The sequence below is a fragment of the Micromonospora sp. WMMA1363 genome (assembly GCF_030345795.1).
Classification (GTDB): domain Bacteria; phylum Actinomycetota; class Actinomycetes; order Mycobacteriales; family Micromonosporaceae; genus Micromonospora.
The window spans coordinates 2,843,359-2,861,115 of sequence record NZ_JAUALB010000001.1 but is presented as its reverse complement, the minus strand read 5'-3'; the positions used below and the strand labels follow the sequence as shown (position 1 = coordinate 2,861,115).

At 70.7% G+C, this 17,757-nt stretch carries 16 protein-coding genes; 5 read left to right on the top strand and 11 right to left on the bottom strand.

Annotated elements, in window-relative coordinates:
• Window positions 1-5: 5 nt before the first annotated feature.
• The 3 genes from QTQ03_RS13150 to QTQ03_RS13140 all read left to right on the top strand — a co-directional run bounded on the left by QTQ03_RS13150 (window position 6) and on the right by QTQ03_RS13140 (window position 5,074).
• Window positions 6-1,763 (top strand): substrate-binding and VWA domain-containing protein, encoded by a 1,758-nt coding sequence (locus QTQ03_RS13150; RefSeq protein WP_289278269.1) that lies wholly within the window; start codon window positions 6-8, stop codon window positions 1,761-1,763.
• 208 nt (window positions 1,764-1,971) lie between these two features.
• Window positions 1,972-3,456, top strand: a complete 1,485-nt coding sequence (locus tag QTQ03_RS13145) for a sugar transferase (RefSeq protein ID WP_502889755.1) — start codon at window positions 1,972-1,974, stop codon at window positions 3,454-3,456.
• Between the two features lie 193 nt (window positions 3,457-3,649).
• Window positions 3,650-5,074 (top strand): MFS transporter, encoded by a 1,425-nt coding sequence (locus tag QTQ03_RS13140; RefSeq protein WP_289278268.1) that lies wholly within the window; start codon window positions 3,650-3,652, stop codon window positions 5,072-5,074.
• Between the two features lie 72 nt (window positions 5,075-5,146).
• On the opposite strand, the gene QTQ03_RS13135 is transcribed toward QTQ03_RS13140, so the two are convergent.
• From QTQ03_RS13135 to QTQ03_RS13095, 9 genes are all read right to left on the bottom strand, one after another.
• On the bottom strand, window positions 5,147-6,820 hold the full coding sequence (locus tag QTQ03_RS13135) for a glycoside hydrolase family 13 protein (protein WP_289280804.1): 1,674 nt from the start codon (window positions 6,818-6,820) through the stop codon (window positions 5,147-5,149).
• 148 nt (window positions 6,821-6,968) lie between these two features.
• Window positions 6,969-7,931 carry a carbohydrate ABC transporter permease gene (locus QTQ03_RS13130; protein ID WP_289278267.1) on the bottom strand — a complete coding sequence of 321 codons (963 nt, stop codon included), beginning with the start codon at window positions 7,929-7,931 and terminating at the stop codon, window positions 6,969-6,971.
• Window positions 7,932-7,934: 3 nt separating this feature from the next.
• A complete protein-coding gene (locus QTQ03_RS13125) occupies window positions 7,935-8,987 on the bottom strand; it encodes a carbohydrate ABC transporter permease (protein WP_289278266.1) in 1,053 nt (350 codons plus the stop codon).
• A 75-nt stretch (window positions 8,988-9,062) separates the two neighbouring features.
• Entirely contained in the window at window positions 9,063-10,406 is a 1,344-nt protein-coding gene (locus tag QTQ03_RS13120; protein ID WP_289278265.1) for an ABC transporter substrate-binding protein, read from the bottom strand.
• A 265-nt stretch (window positions 10,407-10,671) separates the two neighbouring features.
• Window positions 10,672-11,166, bottom strand: a complete 495-nt coding sequence (locus QTQ03_RS13115; protein WP_289278264.1) for a TspO/MBR family protein — start codon at window positions 11,164-11,166, stop codon at window positions 10,672-10,674.
• Window positions 11,167-11,351: 185 nt separating this feature from the next.
• Window positions 11,352-11,495: a GPGG-motif small membrane protein gene (locus QTQ03_RS13110; protein WP_289278263.1), complete on the bottom strand. Its 144-nt coding sequence runs from the start codon at window positions 11,493-11,495 to the stop codon at window positions 11,352-11,354.
• Window positions 11,486-12,259 carry a metallophosphoesterase family protein gene (locus QTQ03_RS13105; protein ID WP_289278262.1) on the bottom strand — a complete coding sequence of 258 codons (774 nt, stop codon included), beginning with the start codon at window positions 12,257-12,259 and terminating at the stop codon, window positions 11,486-11,488. The genes QTQ03_RS13110 and QTQ03_RS13105 overlap by 10 nt, the downstream gene beginning before the upstream one ends.
• Before the next feature lie 10 nt (window positions 12,260-12,269).
• Window positions 12,270-12,545 (bottom strand): hypothetical protein, encoded by a 276-nt coding sequence (locus QTQ03_RS13100; protein WP_289278261.1) that lies wholly within the window; start codon window positions 12,543-12,545, stop codon window positions 12,270-12,272.
• The gene (locus QTQ03_RS13095; protein ID WP_289280803.1) at window positions 12,542-13,126 is read right to left on the bottom strand and encodes a nucleotidyltransferase family protein; all 585 of its coding nucleotides are present in this window, start codon (window positions 13,124-13,126) and stop codon (window positions 12,542-12,544) included. The genes QTQ03_RS13100 and QTQ03_RS13095 overlap by 4 nt, the downstream gene beginning before the upstream one ends.
• 155 nt (window positions 13,127-13,281) lie before the next feature.
• Here QTQ03_RS13095 and QTQ03_RS13090 point away from each other — a divergent pair, with 155 nt between their 5' ends.
• Window positions 13,282-14,040, top strand: coding sequence for a dTMP kinase (locus QTQ03_RS13090; protein WP_289278260.1), 759 nt, complete (start codon window positions 13,282-13,284; stop codon window positions 14,038-14,040).
• Between the two features lie 21 nt (window positions 14,041-14,061).
• Here QTQ03_RS13090 and QTQ03_RS13085 read toward each other — a convergent pair whose 3' ends face one another.
• Both QTQ03_RS13085 and QTQ03_RS13080 read right to left on the bottom strand, forming a co-directional pair.
• On the bottom strand, window positions 14,062-14,754 hold the full coding sequence (locus QTQ03_RS13085; protein ID WP_289278259.1) for an SDR family NAD(P)-dependent oxidoreductase: 693 nt from the start codon (window positions 14,752-14,754) through the stop codon (window positions 14,062-14,064).
• Window positions 14,755-15,023: 269 nt separating this feature from the next.
• Window positions 15,024-16,373, bottom strand: coding sequence for an N-acetylmuramoyl-L-alanine amidase (locus QTQ03_RS13080; protein WP_289278258.1), 1,350 nt, complete (start codon window positions 16,371-16,373; stop codon window positions 15,024-15,026).
• 313 nt (window positions 16,374-16,686) lie between these two features.
• Between QTQ03_RS13080 and QTQ03_RS13075 the strand changes: the two genes are divergently transcribed.
• A complete protein-coding gene (locus QTQ03_RS13075) occupies window positions 16,687-17,601 on the top strand; it encodes a MurR/RpiR family transcriptional regulator (RefSeq protein ID WP_289278257.1) in 915 nt (304 codons plus the stop codon).
• The last annotated feature ends 156 nt before the right edge of the window (window positions 17,602-17,757 follow it).

The window sequence follows — 17,757 nt, the reverse complement described above, 5'->3', positions numbered from 1 at the left end:
TCTGCGTGTCAGCAGGCCGCCATCGTATTCGCACGAGCATCCATGCCGCCGGGGCTGCCGCCGCAGTCGCCGTACTCGTCGTCACTGCCGGTGGCTACTTCGGCTACCGACAGCTCGCCACACCGAGCTGCTCCGGGAAGATCGAGCTGTCCGTCGCGGTCGCAGCCGAACTCGCCCCGGCGGTTGACGCGACCGCCACCGAATGGGAACGGGACGGAGCGGCGATCGGGGGCACCTGCATCGAGGTGCAGGTCTCGGCCGCCGACCCGGTCGACGTGGCCGCCACGGTCGCCGCCAAACACGGTGCGATCCTGGCCGGGGTGGGACAGGCTCCTGGCACGGCGGTCAGCCCGGACGTCTGGGTGCCCGACTCGTCCACCTGGCTGCTGCGGCTGAAGAGCGGTGGCGCGACCGCGTTCGACCCGGGTAACGGGGCCTCGATCGCCCGCAGCCCGGTGGTCGTGGCGATGCCGGAGCCGATCGCGTCCCGTCTCGGCTGGCCAAAGAAGGAACTCACCTGGGCCCAGCTCGTCGGGCAGGTCAACAGCTCGAAGCCGCTGAAGGCCGGCATCGTCGATCCGACCCGGGACGCGGCTGGTCTCTCCGGTCTGCTCTCGCTGACCACGGCCGCCGCGGCGGCCGGCAAGGACGCCCAGAAGGACACCGTTGGTGCGCTGCGCGCGCTGTCGACCAGCGCCTCCAACCTGCGGCAGGACCTTCTGGCCAAGTTCCCGACCTCCTCCGATCCCACCACGGTGGCCCGCAGCCTCGGCGCGGCGGCGATCTCCGAGGAGGACGTGATCTCGTACAACGCCAGGAAACCGGCGGTCCCGCTGGCCGCGCTGTACCTGCAGCCGGCGGCGACGCCGCTCGACTATCCGTATGCGGTGCTGCCCGGGATCGAACCGGCCAAGGCATCGGCGGCCCAGGTGCTCTTCGAGGCGCTCACCACCACCGACTTCCGCGATCGGCTTGCCCCGTTGTCACTGCGGGCGCCGGACGGCAACTGGGGTGCCGGGTTCAGCGCCCCGCCGGGCGCGCCGAGCCCGGAGGCGGGCGGGGTGTCGGCTCAGCAGGCCGGTGGCGGCAACACCGCCGGTGACCTGGACCCGCAGGCGGTGGACCAGGCGGTGACCAGCTGGTCGGTAGCCACGCAGTCCGGCCGGATGCTCTGCGTCATCGACGTCTCCGGCTCGATGAGGGCGCGGGTGGCGACAGCCAACGGCGCGAGCCGCCTGCAGGTCACGGTGGACGCCGCCCGACGCGGCCTCAACCTCTTCGACGACAGCTGGCAGATCGGCCTGTGGGAGTTCTCCACGAACCTCGATGGCGGGCGGGACTACCGGCGGCTGGTGGAGATCGGTCCGCTGAGCACCCAACGCAGCAAGCTCGAGCAGGCGCTGAGCCCGATCCAGCCGACGAACGGCGACACCGGCCTGTTCGACACGGTGCTCGCCGCGTACAAGGCGGTCCAGGAGGAATGGGACCCTGGCCAGGTCAACTCGGTCGTGTTGTTCACCGACGGCGTGAACGACGACGACAACGGCATCAGTCAGCAGGTCCTGCTGAAGGAGCTGGAGCGGATCAAGGACCCGGAGCGCCCGGTGCAGGTCGTCCTGATCGGTATCGGCCAGGACGTCAGCAAGGCGGAGCTGGAGTCGATCGCGAAGGTCACCGGTGGTGGTTCGTTCGTCACCGAGGATCCGACCAACATCGGCTCGATCTTCCTGAAGGCCATCGCGCTACGGAAGGCCGGGACCTGACCGGCCACTCAGCGGCGGGGCCTGTCGTGCCGCTGGCTTCCGTACGACGCGCCCTCCCGGTTCCTGACAGGCGGCTCAATGTGACGGCAATACGTCCGAAGCAGTCGGCCGCCATGATTCTCGGGCAGGATGTCGTCGTGCTCCGGGCGGCGACTGGGTCGGCCCGGATCCGGCCGGTCGGGTCGGTGACGGTGAGTGGGGAGGATCGGTGACGTCGGCGACGCTGTTGACCCCCGCCCGGGAGACGTCGGCTGCAGGCGACCCCCCGTCCCGCTCGGCGGCGCGCACCGCCGAGCGGTCCTACATCCGGGCACTGGTGGTGCTCGACACCGCGGTGCTGATCGTCGCCGTTCTCATCGGGTACGTCGCCCGCTTCGGCGACGAGGAGCCGAGCACCGCCGAGGTCCCGTACGTCGTGCTGGCACCCGCCCTGGTGCTGGCCTGGCTGGCCGCACTGAAGGCACTGCGGTGCTACGACGACCGGGTTCTCGGGTACGGCGCCGACGAGTACCGCCGGGTGAGTTCGGCCAGCCTGCGGCTCGCCGGGACCATCGCGATAGCCGGCTACATCTTCGACGTCGGCGTCTCCCGGGGCTACCTCGGCATCTCCGTCGCGGTCGGCACGGTCGGGCTCGAGGTGGCCCGGTTCGCTGCCCGCAAGAGTCTGCACCGGGCCCGGTCGCGGGGCAGCGGCTGGTCCCGCAAGGTACTCGTGGTGGGCGACACCGCGCACGTGCTGGAGTTGGTGCACACGCTGCGCCGCGAGCCGTACGCGGGCTACCAGGTGGTCGGGGCGTGCATCCCGGACGCGCTGCTCGCCCCGGTCCCGCAGCGGCTGGATGACGTCCCGGTGGTCGGTTCGTTCCGGGGCATCCCAGAGGCCGCCACCGCCATCGGCGCGGACACGGTCGCCGTCACCGCCTCCGGGGAACTGACGGCCACCCGGCTGCGCCGGCTCGGCTGGCAGCTGGAGGGCACCGGGGTCGACCTGGTGGTGGCTCCGGCACTGACCGACGTGGCGGGCCCCCGGATCCACACCCGGCCGGTGGCGGGCCTGCCCCTGATCCACGTCGAGGCGCCCGAGTTCCGGGGAGCCCGCAAGCTGGTCAAGGGTCTCGTCGACCGGTCCGCCGCGCTGCTCGCGCTGGCGCTGCTGCTGCCCCTGCTGGCCGTCATCTCGCTGGCCATCAAGGTGGACAGCCGCGGGCCGGTGCTGTTCCGGCAGACCCGGGTGGGACAGGGCGGTCGGGAGTTCGGCGTCTGGAAGTTCCGCACGATGGTCGTGAACGCGGACGCCCTGCTGGCCCAGCTGTCGACCCGCAACGAGACCGACGGGCTGATGTTCAAGATGCGCGACGACCCGCGGGTGACCCGGATCGGTCGGTTGCTGCGCAAGTGGTCGCTGGACGAGCTGCCCCAACTCGTCAACGTCCTGCTCGGGCAGATGAGCCTGGTCGGGCCCCGCCCCCCACTGCCGTCGGAGGTCGCCCGGTACGACGGCGACGTGGCCCGGCGGCTGTTGGTCAAACCCGGCATGACCGGCCTCTGGCAGGTCAGCGGCCGGTCGGACCTGAGCTGGGAGGATGGGATCCGGCTCGACCTCTACTACGTGGAGAACTGGTCGCTGGCGGCTGACCTGACGATTCTGTGGAAGACGTTCGGCGCGGTGATCAACAGCCGCGGCGCGTACTGAACCGGCCGGATGCCGGGCTGGTCGAGCCCGCTCCGGTCCGGGCAACGGCTCAACCAACTCGCCGTCGAGCACCTGCCCGGTGCGCGCTGAGGCGACCGGTACAGCACCCGTCGCCGGGGCACGCGGCCGGCAGCGCCGCCCGCCACCGACCCCGGTGACCGGGCCCCGTTCCCATCCTGGTTGGCTGCGGAACATGACGGTGGTCGGAGACGGCGCGGCGCGAACGTGGGGCGGCGGCGCCGCACACCGGCTCTACAGCGTGATCGTGTTCGTGCTGCTCGCGTCCCTGGACAACGTGGCGATCGGCCTGGTCCCCCCGCTGTACGGCTCGATCGCCGACGTGTTCGAGGTGCCGCAGCGCCTGCTCGGCCTGGTCACCGCCAGCACATTCCTGATCAGCGCGGTGGCGGCGGTCGGCTGGGCCTACGTCGGCGACCGCACCAACCGCAAGCCGCTGCTCATGGTCGGCACCCTGATCTGGGCGGTCGGCACCGGTGGCAGCGCGGTCGCCGGGAGCTACCCCGCGTTCCTGGCCGCGCAGTTGGTCGGTGCGGTCGGGCTCGGCGCGGTCGGTTCGGTCGGGTTCTCGGTGGTCACCGACCTCATCTCGCCCCGCCGGCGCGGGCTGGTGATGAGCTTCTGGGGGCTGTCCCAGGGCGTCGGCACGCTGGCCGGCACGCTGGTCGGCGGGCTGCTCGGCGCGGCCGACTGGCGGCGGCCCTTCCTGGTGCTGACCGTCGTCGGTCTTGCCGCCACCGCGGCGTACCTGTTCACCTACGACATCCGGCGTGGGCAGAGCGAACCGGAGCTTGCCGAGGTGCTGGCCGGTGGAGCCGAGTACGACTACCGGATCAGCCGAGCCGACCTGGCGCATATTCTCGGCCGGCGGACCAACCGGTGGCTGATCCTTCAGGGCCTGACCGCGCAGGCCGCGTTCGGGTCGCTCGTGTGGCTGCCCGTGCTGTTCACCGAGCGGGCCGTCGCCCAGGGCTACTCGGCCGCCACGGCGGTCGTGGTGGGCAGCGTCTTCGCCACCCTGTTCCAGCTCGGCGGCGTCTTCTCCATCCTCGGCGGCCTGGTCGGGGACGCGCTGCAGCGGCGTACGCCCTCCGGCCGGGCACTGGTCGCGGCGGTCGGCATCCTCGCGGCGCTCCCGTTCTACCTGGTGCTCTTCTTCGTGCCGATCCGCATCGACGTGCCTGACGGCGCCGACTCCGGCGCCGTGGCCCGGGCGGTGCTGGCCAGCGTCCTGACCGAACCGACAGTCGGGCTCAGCCTGCTCACCGCGTTGCTGGCGCTGGCGCTCACCTCTGCCAACTCGCCGAACTGGTTCGCGCTGATCGCCGACGTCAATCCGCCGGAGCACAGGGGCACCGTGTACAGCCTCGGCAACCTGGTCAACGGGGTCGGCCGGGCCGCCGGCAACGGCCTGGTCGGGGTGGCGTTCCACGGGCTGCGGGCAGCCTTCCCACCGCCGCTGAACTACGCCGTCGGGCTCGCGGCCTTCCAGCTGTTCTTCGTGCCCACCGGGATCATGTACTGGCTGGCGGCGCGCACCTCGCCGCGCGACATCGCCGACGTGCGCGACCTCCTGCACGCCCGCGCGGAGCGGATGTGAGGAAGGGCCCCGGAAAGACGCCTCGCGCGGGGCGGTAACCGGGCCCTTCCGGACACCTCACGTGCTACCACCTCACGACGACCGCACCCACACCGTCACGTCGGTGGGCACCCGGCCATCGTCGGTGAGCGGGGCGCTGGCGGCGACCACCTCGCCTGCCGGCACCGGCGCGGCGGCGGTGCCGAAGTTGGTCAGCACAGTCAGCCCGCCGGTGCGGAAGCCGAGCACCTCGTCACCGGTGGCGAGCCACGCCAGTGGGCCCCGGCCCAACCCGTGCTCGTGGCGCAGGCGCAACGCGGCACGGTACAGCTCGTACGTCGAGCCGGGCACCCCACGCTGTCGGTCCAGCGCGTACTCCGCCCAGCTCGTCGGCTGCGGCAGCCAACTCGCGTCGGTCGGCCCGAACCCGTACGACGGGGCGTCGGCCTCCCACGGGATCGGTACCCGGCAGCCGTCCCGGCCGCGGTGGGTGTGGCCGCTGCGTTCCCAGGTCGGGTCCTGCCGGGCCTCGTCCGGCATCGTGGTGTGCTCTGGAAGCCCCAGCTCTTCGCCCTGGTACAGGTAGGCGGAGCCGGGCAGGGCAAGCATCAGCAGGGTTGCCGCCCGTGCCCGGCGCAGTCCGAGCGCGGCGTCCGGCTGCTCGTCGCCGATGCCGATGCCGTGCGGGCGGGGGGCGCCGGCCGGCAGGCCGAGCCGGGAGGCGTGCCGCACCACGTCGTGGTTGGAAAGCACCCAGGTGGTCGGCGCGCTCACCGTGTCGGTGGCTTCCAGCGAACGGGTGATCACCGCGTACTGGGCGGGCGCCGTCCACGAGGCAAGCAGGTACTCGAAGTTGAACGCCTGGTGCATCTCGTCCGGGCGGACGTACCGGGCCAGCCGCTCGGCCGGCTCGACCCACGCCTCCGCGACCAGGATCCGCTCGCCGGGGTAGCCGTCCAGCAGGGCGCGCCAGTCGCGGTAGATCTCGTGGACGCCGTCCTGGTCCCACATCGGCGGGTGCGGCCTGTCGACCTGCTGGCCGGAGAGGATCTCCTGCGGTTCCTGCCAGTCGGCCAGGTCGGCCTGTTTGATCAGGCCGTGCGCCACGTCCACCCGGAAGCCGTCCACACCCCGGTCCAGCCAGAACCGCAGCACGTCGACGAACTCTGCCCGAACCTGCGGGCTGTCCCAGTTGAGGTCGGGCTGGGCGGGGTCGAACAGGTGCAGGTACCACTGACCGGGCCGCCCGTCGGCCTCGGTGACCCGGGTCCAGGCCGGCCCGCCGAAGACGCTCTGCCAGTCGTTGGGCGGCCGATCGCCGCCCGGACCGGTGCCGTCGCGGAAGACGTACCGGGCGCGCTCGGGGCTACCCGGGGCGGCGGCCAGCGCGGCCGTGAACCACCGGTGCGCGGAGGACGTGTGGTTGGGCACGAGGTCGACGATGACGCGCAGACCGCGCGCGCGGGCCTCGGCGATCAGCTTGTCCGCGTCCGCGAGCGTGCCGAACAGCGGGTCCACGTCCCGGTAGTCGGCCACGTCGTATCCGGCGTCGGCCTGCGGCGACGGGTAGAACGGCGAGAGCCAGACGGCGTCCACGCCCAGCTCCACCAGATGGTCGAGACGGGCGGTGATGCCGGGCAGGTCGCCGATCCCGTCGCCGTTCGAGTCGGCGAAGGAGCGCGGGTAGATCTGGTAGATGACGGCCTCGGTCCACCAGCGGGTGACCGGGCCGGCTGACTGCTCCTGGTGCGTCGGGTTGCCGTTCAGGGCCTTCTCCCATGGTCGAGCCGCACGGGCGGCGGTCTGCGGTCTGTCGGGCGGCGGTGCTGGGCTGCCGTTCAGTGTGCCCGGGGCGGTGCGGTCGACTCACGCGCTTTCCGCCCCGCCGCCGGTCCGACCGGTGCGGGAGCGCGGATCAGCCCTTGACGCTGCCGGCGAGTAGCCCGCGTACGAAGTAGCGCTGCAACGACAGGAAGACGATCAGCGGTACGACGATCGCGACGAACGCGCCGGAGGTGAGGCGTTGCCACTCGTTGCCCCGGGTGCCGGCCAGCTCCGCCAGTCGGACGGTGAGCGGTGCCGTCTCGTCGCCGCCGCCCGCGAAGATCAGAGCGACCAGCAAGTCGTTCCAGACCCAGAGGAACTGGAAGATGCCGTACGCGGCCAGCGCCGGGGTGATCAGCGGAAGCACGATGGTGCGGAATATCTTCGGGTGGGTGGCTCCGTCGACCCGGGCCGCCTCCATCAGGTCCCTCGGCAACTGCGACACGAAGTTGTGTAGCAGGAAGACACCCAGTGGCAGCGCGAAACAGGTGTGGGCGAACCAGACCTGGATGAACCGCTGTTCGTCGTCGAGGTTCCAGGCGGGCAGCAGGTTGACGCCGCCGACGCTGACGCCCTCGGAGAAGAAGCTGAGCAGCGGGACCAGCGCCATCTGCAACGGCACGATCTGCAACGCGAAGACGCCGATGTAGATCCAGTCCCGACCGCGGAAGTTGATCCACGCCAGCGCGTACGCCGCCAGCGCCGCGAAGGCCAGCGGAAACAGTACCGACGGTAACGTGATGACGATCGAGTTGACGAAGTAGCTCGCCAACTGGCCGGCCGACGAGGAGCGGCCGAACAGCACCTGCTCGTAGTTCTCCAGCGTCAGCTGGGGGTCCGAGAAGAACGTCCACCAGCCGGTCGTCTTGATCTGGTCCTCGGGCCGGAACGACGAGACGAACAGCCCGAACGTCGGGATGGTCCACACGATCGCGATCACGATCGAGGCGACCGTGGCCCAGCGGGTGTTGAGCCGCCCGCGGACCCGGCCGGCGGAGGTCGTTGGCCGCGGATCGGCGGCCGTTCCGGGGCGCGGGGGAGTCGTCGTGGTCACGGGTCATACCTCCCGCTGGCGGCGCAGGTTGCGCACCTGATAGATGACGATCGGGATGACCAGGACGAACAGCACCACGGCGAGGGCCGAGCCCTGCCCGGTCTGCCCGAACCGGAACGCCTGGTTGTACATCTCGGTGGCGATCACGTTGGTGTTGAAGTTGCCGTTGGTCATCGTGCGAACGATGTCGAAAAGCTTCAACGTGGCGATCGAGATGGTCACCACCACCACGATCAGCGCGGGCCGGATGCTCGGCAGGGTTACCCGCCAGAACAGCTGCCAGGCGTTGACGCCGTCGATGCGGGCCGCCTCGATGATGTCGGCGGGGACAGCCTTGATCGCCGCGGAGAGCACCACCATCGCGAAGCCCGCCTGGATCCAGATCATCACCACGATCAACAGCAGGGTGTTCAGCGGCGCGTTCAGCAGCCACTGCCGCGGCTCGCCACCGAACCACACCCAGATCTGGTTGAGCAGGCCGATCTGCTCGGCCCCCTCGGGGCGGAACGCGTAGACGAACTTCCAGATGATGCCGGCGCCGACGAACGAGATCGCCATCGGCAGGAAGATCAGCGACTTCGCCAGGGCCTCCAGCCGCGCGCGGTCGACGAGCACCGCGTAGACCAGGCCGACGGAGGTGGCCAGCAGCGGCACCAGGAGCACCCAGATGGCGGTGTTCACCAGAATGTCGATGATCTCCGGCCGGTCGAGCATCCAGCCGTAGTTGCGCAGGCCGACCCAGTTCGTGCTGTCGCCGTCCTTGAACGACAGCACGAGGGTGCGGATTGCCGGGACGACCAGCCCGATGCCGAGCATCAGCAGCGCGGGCAGCAGGAAGAAGAGGGCGAACAGGCCCTCGCGGGGACGGCGGCGGCCGGTTTCGGTCGCCGTCCCGGCGGCGACGGCCGCGGCGAGCCGGGCCTCCCGGCGGCGGGCGAGCCGCGTGGGTACCACGTCGAGCAGCAGCAGGAGGCCGCCCACCACCGCCGCGAAGGCGACCACCCCGTACAGCAGCATGGCGAGTTTCGGCGCCTCGTCGGCGAAGTCGACGTTCATCCGCCCCTCCGGTGAGCGTGCGGGCTGGGCAGCGGTGGCCCGGCCCGGACGGGCCGGGCCACCGGGGCAGTCGGATCAGTTGGGCCAGGAACTTTCGATGGCGTCCAGCGCTGCCTTGGTGTCCTTGCCGTTGGTCCAGGACACCATCTCCTTCCAGAAGGTCCCGGCGCCGACGGCGGCGGGCATCAGGTCGGAGCCGTCGAAACGGAAGACGGTGCTGTCGTCCTGGAGGATCTCGACCGACAGCTTGTCGATCGGGTTGGCGACGTTGGCCAGGTCGAGCTTCTTGTTCGCCGACACCCAGTTGCCCAGTTTGGCCCGGCCGTCGGCGTACTCGCCGGAAGCGAGGTACGTCTGCACCGCCTGGACTTCCGGGCGGTCGGCGAAGGCGGCGACGAACTCGCCGCCGCCCAGCACCGGCTTGCCCTTGGTCGGGTCGATGGCCGGGAAGTAGAACGCGAAGACGTCACCGTCCTCGGCCACCCGGGTGCCCTCGGGCCACTGGTTGGCGTAGAACGACGCCTGCCGGTGCAGGGCGCACGTACCCTGGACGATCGGCAGGCCTCCCTCCTGGAACGAGGTGGTGGCGATGCTCTTCACGCCGCCGTAACCGCCGTTGACGTACTTCTCGTTGCGCAGGATGGTGCCGGCGCGGTCGACCGCTTCGACCACGCGCGGGTCGTTGAACGGGATGTCGTGTGCCGTCCACTGGTCGTAGACCTCGGGCGTCTGCGTGCGCAGCATGACGTCCTCGATCCAGTCTGTGGCGGGCCATCCGGTGGCATCGCCGGACTCGATGCCGGCGCACCACGGCTTCATGCCGCTGGCCGCGATCGTGTCGCTGAGCTTCATCAGGTCGTCCCACGTGGTGGGTACGGTCCAGCCCTTTTCCTGGAACATCTTCGGCGAGTACCAGACGAACGACTTGACGTTCGAGCCCAGTGGGGCTCCGTAGAACTGTCCGCCGACGGTGCTGTATTTCAGCCAGTCGGCCGAATAGTTGTCCTCCGCCATGGCCTTGGTCTCGGCCGACGCCGGTTTGAGCTTGCCGGCTTCGGCGAAGCGGGCCAGCAGGCCCGGTTGGGGGATGAAGGCGATGTCGGGCGCATTGCCGCCGTCGACCCGGACCTGCAACTGCGCCTCGAACTCGCCGCTGCCCTCGTAGTCGACCTCGATGCCGGTGCACTCGGCGAACTGCTCCCAGGACTGCTCGAGCAGGTCGGCCTCCGCGTCCCGGATGGACGCGTAGATGGAGACCTCCCCGCCATCGTGGCCCTGGTAATACTCGTACGCCGCGCACTCCGCGGAATCGGCTTTGCTGCCGTCGTCGTCGCCGGTACCGCAGGCGGTGGCGCTGAGCGCCAGTCCGAGCACGCCGGCGATCGCGAGGGCCTGGCGTGGTCTGGCAATGACCGCCATGCCGTCCTCCTTCCTTGCCGGCGCGCGGTTAGGACGACGGGCCGGGCGCCGGTCCGATGGGCGTGCCCACATGTAAGCGCTTGCATGTGAGGTGGTCCACCCTGGAAGGGACACGACCGAGTAACGATCTGGACACATGGTCGTCCCTGGACGGCCTGGTCGGGCCGGGTCCGTTGGGGATTTCCTCGGCCTGGCAGCGCCCATCTGCCGGCGCGATGTCCACCGAGGCTTCTCGGCACCGGTTGCGTTCAGTCCCCCTCGGGGGTCAGCTGTTCAGCCGCCAGATCGAGTAGTTGAGCGCGGCGGCGAAGGTGACCCAGGCCCAGTAGGGGAGCAGCAGCGCCGCGGCGGCCCGGGAGATCAGCCAGCAACTGACGACCGCCACGCCGATCGCCAGCCACAGGAGCAGGATCTCGGCGAACGCCAGACCGTACCGTCCGGCGCCGAAGAACAGGGGAGTCCAGATCGCGTTGAGCCCGAGTTGTGCGGACCAGGCCCAGACGGCCGGCCCGAAGCCGGTGCGGCGCCACACCAGCCAGCCGGCCACCGCGATCATGGTGTAGAGCATCGTCCAGACCGGCCCGAACAGCTCCGGCGGCGGTGCCCAGGAAGGCTGGGTGAGGCTGGCGTACTCGGCGGCGGTGCCGCGGACGCCCAGCGCGCCGATCGCAGCGGCGACGAAGACGGCCGCACCGAAGCCGAGCAGTGCCCACCACTGTCGCGTGCCGCCGGCCCGCCGGACGCGCCGCGAAGTCTCCATGGTCGAGACATCTCCTCGCTGGGTGGAACCGCCCCGGACGTCGACGACCTCGGACGGGGCTCGGCACCGGGGTCGTCGCCCCCGGTCGGCTCCGGTCGGGAGACGACGGAGCTTCGGTGGCGACGACCCGGGGTCCCTCGGGTGGTGGTCTCGGCTCGCGCGTGACGCGGCGTCGAGCCGTCAGGTCAGCTCACGATGCGGACACCGCCGGGGCCGACCAGCAGGCCGACGACGATGAGGACGATGCCCCAGAGAATCTGCCGCCGGAACAGCGCGAGAATGCCGGCGACCACCAAGATGACCGCGAGGATCCAGAGAATCAGCTCCATGGTGGCCCAGTACCCTTGGCGTCGATCCGGGAAACCTCACCCTGGTCAAGGTGATCGCCCAGGTGGAAGACGCTGTACGCCTGCTTGATCACCGGGTGCGCCACGTTGCGTACGCGGACCCCACCGGGTGTGGTCCCCCGCTCGGCTCCGTGGTGGGCGTGCCCGTGCAGAGCCAGGGCGGTCGGCGCCGAGTCGATCGCCAGGCCCAGCTGGTAGCAGCCGAGGAACGGGTAGATCTCCAGCGGCTCGCCGGCCAGCGTATCCGGCACCGGCGAGTAGTGGGTGAGCGCGACCAGTAGGTCGCAGTCGAGAGAACGCAGCGCGGCGCCGAGCGCGTCCGCGCTCTCCGTGGTGGTCCGGACGAGCGCCTTCATCTCCGGCTCGCCGAAGTCACTGGCGCAGCGACCGGCGAACCCGCCGCCGAACCCCTTCACCCCGGCGACGCCGAGCCGGCCGCCCGCACACTCCAACACCACGCTGGTGCCCTCCAGCACGGTGATCCCGGCGTCCTCCAGCGCCCGCACCACCTGCGGCACCTGGTCGCACTGGTACTCGTGGTTGCCGAGCACGGTGATCACCGGCACGCCCAGGCCGCCGAACTCCCGGGCCACGCAGCGCGCCTCGGCCGCACTGCCGTGCCGGGTCAGATCACCCGCGAGTAGCAGCACGTCGGCGCAGTCAGGCAGCTCCTCCAGGGCCGGCCGGAAGTGGCCGACCACGTCCTCGTCCAGATGCACGTCGCCCACCGCGGCGATCCGGATCATCGTGCCTCCCTCAGGGCAGCTGCTCGATCTGCGCGGGCGCCTGCGCGCGGACCACCGCGATGTCGCTGGTGATCGGCACGTCCGGGAAGAGCTCGGTCACCCGGCGCAGGATCTCCTCCCGCCGGTGTGGGCTCGCCACCTCGCCGTGCAGCACGAGGCCATCTTTCCGGCGGACCGCGGTGATGCCCTGCTCGGCCACGTCGGGATGTTCGGCCAGCAGTCGGTGGACCGCAGCCTCCAGGTAGCCGTCGGGTCGTCCCGCGACGTCGTCGTGATGCTCGGTCACCCTGTCCCCTCCTCCTCGGGGGTGCCGGAGTACGGCACCACGTCCAGCCGGTCCAGCAGCACCAGGAACGCCTTCGCGTACGGCGAGTGCTGCGTCTCCTTGCGTACCCGTTCCCAGTCGATCTGCTCCCGCAAGGAGCGGGCCAACGGCAGGCCCCGGGCGAAGTCGCAGTAGTGTTGGGAGAAGCTGAGCAGCCTGTGCACCATCAACTGGGTCGCCGAGAGCACCGGCATGTGGATCGCGTCGACCGGGCGTACCACCGTGTCGACGAACGTCTCGTCGGTGACCGGGGTCTCGATGGGGCGGTGGATCAGGTCCACCATCCGGTCGTCGTCGAAGACCTTGACCAGCCAGTCCTCCGGCGGGCGCTCGGCGGTGAACCCGGCCGTCACCAGTGCCGCCAGGGCGCGGTCGACGTCGACCTCGCGGATGAGGAAGTCGACGTCGTGCTCGCTGGAGTGGCCGCCGTGGGCGTACACCGCGAAGCTGCCGACGAGCGCGAAGGGGATCTCTTCCTGCTTGAGCACGGCGGCGACCTTCTTCAAGGTGTGCACCAGGGTCCGGTCCCCGCGCTCGGCCATCTGGATCTCCCGTCGTGGTGTCAGGGGGAAGCGTCGGAGTCGCGTACCCGGCAGCGCGGCCGGCCACACCTGGCAGGCGCGCGGGTAACCGCCAATCATCACCAAAGCGGACATAGTTCTCACGCGGTGAGCGCGCGTCAGATATCCTGGGCAGGGTGGCTAGATCGAAGGAGGCACGGCGCGGCCGGGCCCGCCTGCGTACCGTCGCCCTGATCGGCATCGACGGCTCGGGTAAGACGACGCAGGCCCACCGGCTCGCCGACGCGTTGACCGCGGCGGGCTGTCCCGCCACCTACCACCGCAACGCCGGCGGTCGCCGTTTCCTGGGACGGGTGGCCCAGCGGCTGGGCCGCTCGGACGCCCAGCGCCTCCTCGGGCGGTCCGGTTTGCTGATCGCGGAGTCGGTGCTGCGTTGGCTGGCCATCGCCGCCGCCCTGGCCAGCAGCCTGCTCACCGGCCGGGTCGCGGTGATGGACCGCTACTCCGCCTGCCAGTACGCGAGTATCCGGGCGCACGGCGGGCGGCGCTGGGAGTGGCTGGCCCGCCTCGGCTACCGGCCGTTCCCCCGGCCGCAGGTGACGTTCCTGCTGGCCGTGAATCCGGCCGAGGCGTACCGGCGGATCGAGCGGCGCGGCACCGACCACGAGAGCATGCGGTATCTGACCGCGGCCGACCACGCGTACCGGACGCTGCCGGAGTGCCACACGTTCGTCGTGGTGGACGCTGGCCGACCGGCCGAGGAGCTGAGCCGGCAGATCCGGGCGCACCTCGACGGCTGGCTGGCGGCCACCGACCGGCCGCCGTCGGTCCACCCGGTCCCGCCGTCCGCGCCGCTTCCGGCCCACCGGGTCCCGCCCTCCGCGCCGGCGGCGGCGCGGACGGCGGACGGCGAGCGGGTGCCGGTGCGAACCTGAGGCGGCGTTGTGGCCGGCGGCTCAGGCGCGTCCGTACACCGGAATGCTGGCGCCGCTGGTGGGTGCGGATTCCGGGGAGGCGAGGAACCGGACGACCGGGGCGATCTCGGCCGGGGCAACCCAGCGGGAGTGATCCGCGTCGGGCTGGCCGCCTCGGTTGGCCGGTGTGTCGATGACACTCGGTAGGACGGTGTTGCACCGTACCCCGTCCATTCGGTACTCCAGCGCGACCGCGTTGGCGAAGGCGAGTACCGCCGCCTTCGCGGTGGCGTAGGCCGCCGCGCCGGCGAACGGGGCGACCGCCGCCCGGGACGAGACGCAGACCACCGCGCCGCCGCCGGCAGCCACCAGGTGCGGCAGGGCGGTCCCGGTGACCAGCCAGGTCGGCCGGAGGTTGAGCGTGAGCATGCGCTCCAGCTCCGCCACCGGGGTCTCGTGCACCCGGCCGCCGGCGGCGAATCCGCCGACGAGGTTGACCACCGCCCGCAGCGGCGCACCCGCGTCGCCGGCCGCGGCCTCGACCGCGTGCCGCGTCTCCGCCGGGTCGGCCAGGTCCGCTGTCAGTCGGACGACGTCGTCGGCGGGAGACGTCGCCCCGGGCTGGCGCTCCCGGGACGGTACGACCACCCGCCACCCCGCCGCGACGAAGGCGGCGGTAACCGCCTCGCCGAGTGCGCCCGTTCCTCCGGTGACCAACACACTTCGATCCGCCATGGGGCACACGCTAGCGCCGTGCCCCGGGCTCCGGCGGCCCGGGCCGGCCGTGGGCGTCGGATCGGCGCCCGTCCGGCCTCCGTGGCTACGCGTCGGTGGGGATTGCCGGCTGCCGGGCGAGGACGACCGGCCGGTCGGACAGCCCCGGGTCGGCCTCGTGGTGGAGGTGGTCGTACCTGGGCCGGTGGCGCACTCGGTCGCGACACGGTGAAGGGATCGCCGGGGAAGGGTGTTCCTTCCCCGGCGATCCCTTCATTTCGGGTGATCTGTCATGCGTCTCGTCGGCAGGTGTCGGTGATGGTGACGTCCGTGGCGCGGACGAAAGCCTGGCGGTGGTTGAACCAGATCTGGTGGTAGCGGATGCGTCCCGTGACGACGGTGCCGGTGCTGCCGAATGCCGTGGCGTAGTAGTCGGTGGGTACGCGGGTGGGGTCCATCGCGTAGCGCTGTCCCGCGGTGATGAGGTATTGCAGGGGAACGAGTGGCTGGGGGTATACGCCGGTGTCTCGGTAGGCGGCTTTCTCGGGGAACGGCCTGCCGTAGACGGGGATGCTGTTCTGGCCTTCGCGTGGCGAGACGACGAGTCCGCAGGTGGCGACGGCGGTCGGTTTGCGTTCCGGGTCGCGGAACCAGCCGACTTGGCCGGCATACCAGATTCCGATCCAGTCGCCGACGCGTTTGTGGACGGCGAACTGTTGTCCGGTCACGGCTTTGTCTCCCCAGTCGCTGACCTCTGTCGTGCCGGGGGATCCGTGCGGGTGTAGGGCGGGGTCGGACAGCAGTGGCGCGGTGCTGGAAGGCGCGGTGTGCAGGTAGACGAAGTTGGCTCCCTGGCGCGGCAGCTTGACGCAGGTGCCGCTGGAGCAGTCGGTGAGGACTGGCCTGTTCGTGGCGAACCTGGGGTTGATGGTGACGAGCCCGCCGTCGCGTCGGGGTGAGGACACGATCGGGGCGCGCAGCAACCTGAAGAGGCGTTCCCAGTTCCAGTACGGTCCCGGCCCGATCTGCATGCCGGCGGTGTCCTCCGGGATCGGGGGTGGTACGCCGTCGTGGCCGATGATGTGCTCGCGGTCGAGCGGGATATCGAACCTGTGTGCCAGGTAGCGGACAAGGGCGGCGGAGGTGCGGTACTGGGCTTCGGTGAACCCGCCTTCGGTGGCGCTGCCCTCGTTCTGGATGCTGATCGCGTGCATGTTCGTGTACCAGTTGCCGACTTCCCAGGCGACATCCTTGGTCCGGACCATTTGCGTGACGTGCCCGTCGCTGGCCCGAACCATGTAGTGGCTGCTCACCTCGATCGTGGGGTCCCTGAACCTTCTAATAGATTCGGCGTACGATCCGTACATGTCGTCGAAAACAATGTATTTGATCTTCAAATTGCGTGGACGGTTACCCAGGTCGTAGTTGCCGTAATCCATGGGCCCCGGACCGGTCTTGGCGTACGCGGCCGGAATGAAGTCGCATTCGAGTGTCGGCGGGCATTCAGGGACACCAGACGATTTGTCGGTCGGCGGAGAAGGATCCGCATTCGCGTGGGCAGGTATGCCCGTCACGGAGACCGTCGCCACGAGAACAGACGAGACGAGCGTGTGCTTGACAGCTTTGCGAAGCATCTTCATGAAAAGATCGTATGAGTGGTTCGTGTGACGCCATGACGACATGCGGCAATGCGCACCCGATCGGATGAACTGACATCCGCCCTGCCGCCTGGCGTGGCGCGCCCCGACGCATGGACGTGGCTGAATCTGGATCCCGTGAACCGGGCGACCCTCCGTTGGTCTGGGTGGCGCCCCGGGCGGGCCCCGGTTCGGTCGTGCGGGCGGTCCCGGGTGTGGGCGACGGTCGCCCGGTGTCGGCGAGCCCGGACCCGGCCGGGCTCCCACTCCGGTCGGGACGGTTGACGCCCAGGCCTCCTGAAAGTAAGTTCCGCCTGTGGCGAAAAGCCCGAAGGGTTCTGCAAGTCACGAGCCTGGTGGGCTGATCGTCCACATCAGTGGGCTCCTGCCGTCGCTGTCCCCCGCCGAGCAGCGGGTCGCCCGGCTGGTGGTGTCGGACCCGGCCGACGCGGCGCGCCGAACGATCACCGACCTCGCCACCGCCGCCGAGACCTCGGAGGCGACCGTCATCCGGTTCTGCCGCTCCGTCGGTCTGGACGGCTATCCCCAACTGCGAATCCGGCTCGCGGCCGAGGCCGCCCGCCGGGTCGAGCCGCCGGACGCCCGTGTCGTCGGCGGCGACATCCCGCCCGACGCGGACCTCGCGCAGATCATCGCCACCATCGCCTTCAACGACGCGCGTGCCGTCGAGGAGACGGCGCAGCAGCTCGACCCCATGGTCTGCGAGCGGGTCGTCGACGCGATCACGGCCGCCGGCCGGATCGACGTCTACGGCACCGGAGCCAGCGGCTTCGTCGCCTCCGACTTCCAGCAGAAGCTGCACCGCATCGGCCGGATCGCCTACTACTTCCCGGACCCGCACACCGCCCTCACCTCGGCTGCGCTGCTCGGGCGCGGCGACATCGCCGTCGGTATCTCGCACACGGGCGCCACCTCCGACGTGATCGAGGTGCTGGAGCAGGCTCGGGTTCGGGGCGCGGCCACGGTCGCCCTGACCAACTTCCCCCGCTCGCCGATCACCGAGGTCGCTGACTTCGTGCTCACCACCGCAGCCCGGGAAACCACGTACCGTTCCGGCGCGATGGCCAGTCGGCTCGCGCAACTTACCGTCGTCGACTGCCTCTTCGTCGGGGTGGCCGCGCGCAACCGTGCCCGGGCCCGCACGGCGCTGGAGGCGACCGCCGAGGCGGCCCAGGCGCACCGGGGCGGCTCCTCGCGGTGGCGGGCATGACCGTGGTGGAGCGGGACGAGCGGTCTTAGGGCCACCACCGGCGACCCGCGTCGGCGCACCCACCGAGCGGCGGGCCCCCGGCACTGGTCCTGCGTCCACCTGGCGGGTGGTCCAGGACGCGGGTGTGGCATGCCGTCCCGAACGCCGAGGACGACG

What these genes read in the sequence shown, in the direction of transcription:
- QTQ03_RS13085 (WP_289278259.1), bottom strand. Translation starts at nt 14,754, where the DNA reads ATGGCGGATCGAAGTGTGTTGGTCACCGGAGGAACGGGCGCACTCGGC.
- QTQ03_RS13110 (WP_289278263.1), bottom strand. Translation starts at nt 11,495, where the DNA reads ATGGAGCTGATTCTCTGGATCCTCGCGGTCATCTTGGTGGTCGCCGGC.
- QTQ03_RS13105 (WP_289278262.1), bottom strand. Translation starts at nt 12,259, where the DNA reads ATGATCCGGATCGCCGCGGTGGGCGACGTGCATCTGGACGAGGACGTG.
- QTQ03_RS13080 (WP_289278258.1), bottom strand. Translation starts at nt 16,373, where the DNA reads ATGAAGATGCTTCGCAAAGCTGTCAAGCACACGCTCGTCTCGTCTGTT.
- QTQ03_RS13140 (WP_289278268.1), top strand. Translation starts at nt 3,650, where the DNA reads ATGACGGTGGTCGGAGACGGCGCGGCGCGAACGTGGGGCGGCGGCGCC.
- QTQ03_RS13095 (WP_289280803.1), bottom strand. Translation starts at nt 13,126, where the DNA reads ATGGCCGAGCGCGGGGACCGGACCCTGGTGCACACCTTGAAGAAGGTC.
- QTQ03_RS13120 (WP_289278265.1), bottom strand. Translation starts at nt 10,406, where the DNA reads ATGGCGGTCATTGCCAGACCACGCCAGGCCCTCGCGATCGCCGGCGTG.
- QTQ03_RS13125 (WP_289278266.1), bottom strand. Translation starts at nt 8,987, where the DNA reads ATGAACGTCGACTTCGCCGACGAGGCGCCGAAACTCGCCATGCTGCTG.
- QTQ03_RS13115 (WP_289278264.1), bottom strand. Translation starts at nt 11,166, where the DNA reads ATGGAGACTTCGCGGCGCGTCCGGCGGGCCGGCGGCACGCGACAGTGG.